Annotated in this window: 4 protein-coding genes; all 4 read right to left on the minus strand. The window is 49.1% G+C overall.

Going from position 1 to position 2,227, the window contains the following annotated elements:
- The coding region (locus ACTHUT_RS18370) for a helix-turn-helix domain-containing protein (RefSeq protein ID WP_440419336.1) at window positions 1-211 on the minus strand (211 nt) is incomplete at its 3' end.
- A gap of 52 nt (window positions 212-263) precedes the next feature.
- On the minus strand, window positions 264-722 hold the full coding sequence (pyrI, locus tag ACTHUT_RS18375) for an aspartate carbamoyltransferase regulatory subunit (RefSeq protein WP_003684689.1): 459 nt from the start codon (window positions 720-722) through the stop codon (window positions 264-266).
- 10 nt (window positions 723-732) lie between these two features.
- Window positions 733-1,653 (minus strand): aspartate carbamoyltransferase, encoded by a 921-nt coding sequence (gene pyrB / locus ACTHUT_RS18380; RefSeq protein ID WP_003684701.1) that lies wholly within the window; start codon window positions 1,651-1,653, stop codon window positions 733-735.
- Between the two features lie 377 nt (window positions 1,654-2,030).
- Window positions 2,031-2,227: ComEA family DNA-binding protein (locus ACTHUT_RS18385; RefSeq protein ID WP_440419339.1), on the minus strand; the 197-nt coding region annotated here is incomplete at its 5' end.

The raw sequence follows: 2,227 nt of genomic DNA on the forward strand, positions 1-2,227 counted from the left end.
TTCCGTACTTTGCCTGTTTGAAACGGTTGTTGGTACTGGTTTGGGGTTTGAGCAGTCTGCCCCTTGCGGCTTTAAGTGCGCGGTAAATGGTGACGCGGCTGACTTGGTAGCGGCGTGCCAGGGAGGTTACGCTTTCCTTCCCCTGCGTGTAGGCCAGCCAAATGGCTTGGCGGTGGTGCGGGGTGAGACGGGTGTTTTTGTGCATGTTCATGTTTCAGTATTCTCCTGGAAATACTGTAAACAACGCTACTAATTTCTACATATCAGGCTTCGGCAACTGAATCACGCGAGAAGGTTTTCTCGCAATAATGGCATTTCAAACGTGTCTGACCATTATGTGAACGGACATAAAAACGGCTGATGACCGGCTCGCCATGACTGGCACAATTGGTATTCGGGCAGCGGAATACTTCTGAAATTTCGTCCGGCAATGACAAATGCTGTTTGTCGATCACTTTAAACTGATCGATTTTGTTTACCACTGCTTCAGGGGCAAATAAAGCCAAACGGTTGGCTGCATTGGCATCCAACCATACGCCGCTGACTTTGATAATGTCTTTGCTTCCCTGCGTTTTGCTGGGCAAATTAAAGCCGACCGTAACCGCGCTGCCATAATGCAGCAACTTAAACTGTCTTAAAATGGCCAAGCCTTTACCGGCAGGAATATGGTCAATTACCGTACCTTGTTCAATCGCTTCAACGCTGAGTTTTGAGTTTTCCATCTTTCGCTCCTTAAACTTCTTCGTTCAATACCAAAGACAAAATCGCCATCCGTGCATACACGCCATTGGTTGCCTGCTCAAAATAATAGGCATGAGGTGTTTTATCCACATCCGGATGAATTTCATCTACCCTCGGTAAAGGATGCAAGACGCGCAAATTGGGTTTGGCATTCGCCAACATCGACGCATCAAGATTGAATTTACCCTGAATTTTGGCAAATTCCTGCTCATCAAAACGTTCGCGCTGAACGCGGGTCATGTACAAAATATCCGCCCATTCGACCGCTTCTTCCAAACTAGACAAAACTTGGTAAGGGCAACCGGCCTCTTCCAACTCTTCAGTAATATAGTCCGGCATCGCCAAGCTGGGAGGGGATACAAATGCGAACTCACAACCCCAACGCTTCAATGCCTGACACAATGAGTGTACCGTACGGCCATATTTCAAATCACCGGCCATCGCAATCTTCAAATTGCTCAAACTGCCCTGAGTTTCATAAATCGTTACCAAATCCAAAAGCGTCTGGCTCGGATGTTGGTTGGTACCATCACCGGCATTAATCACAGGTACACTCGAAAATTCAGCCGCCACACGGGCCGCACCGTCTTTAGGGTGTCGCTGAATAATCGCATCTGTATAGCTGGAAATAATCCTCGCAGTATCCGCAAGCGTTTCACCCTTTTTCGCACTGGTATTCGCACCATCGGAAAAACCGATAACTTTCCCACCCAAACGCTGTACCGCCGTTTCAAAAGACAAACGCGTACGGGTAGACGGTTCAAAAAAGCACGATCCAATCAATTTACCCTCAAGCAAATCTTCACGAGGCTGCTTTTTTAACTTCAGGGCCGTCTGAAGCAGCAATTCGAGCTGCTCCGTCGTCAAATCTGAAATTGAAATAATATGTTGCCGATAAAGCGGATTAGGCATGACCATTCCTTCCCATAAAAAAGCCCGCAACAGGCGGGCGTCTCAAGCAAACCAATTCCATCGTTGCCCGACATCATCCCCGTCAGACAATCACAACCATGTTCCTACCACACCCATGAAATCTTCCGCATTATCGCATATTTAACAGACAGCTGCTTCTTTCGAGTTTTCAGACGGCCTGATACCTTTGCAAAATAACCCTCTGTACTCAACAGCTGAGACCCAAGCACAGGGATTCGGCTGTTTTCAGTTATTACCCAATAGAAGCCCCGCGTTGTCCAAGCTCTCATTCCCGGCCCCATACAAAGCCGCCCGTCAACCCGAACCGGCAAGCGGTTCGGCCTCGGGGCGGCGTATACGGCAGTTAACCGTCAGGCTTATTTTTTCACGGCAGGCTGGGCGGCCTTAGGCGCGGCAGAAGAAACCGTCGCCTCCGCCTTCAACTTGTTCAGCACCGCATCACCGATGCCCTTCACGTTTTTCAGCTCCTCCACCGATTTGAACGCACCGTTCTTCTGACGGTATTCCACAATCGATTTCGCCTTAGCCGGGCCGATACCGGGCAAGGCCTCCA

The organism is Neisseria sp. P0022.S010 (genome assembly GCF_051956635.1).

Bases quoted from the DNA above. Each gene is read 5' to 3' on its own strand.
- pyrI (WP_003684689.1), bottom strand. From the start codon at position 722: ATGGAAAACTCAAAACTCAGCGTTGAAGCGATTGAACAAGGTACGGTA.
- pyrB (WP_003684701.1), bottom strand. From the start codon at position 1,653: ATGCCTAATCCGCTTTATCGGCAACATATTATTTCAATTTCAGATTTG.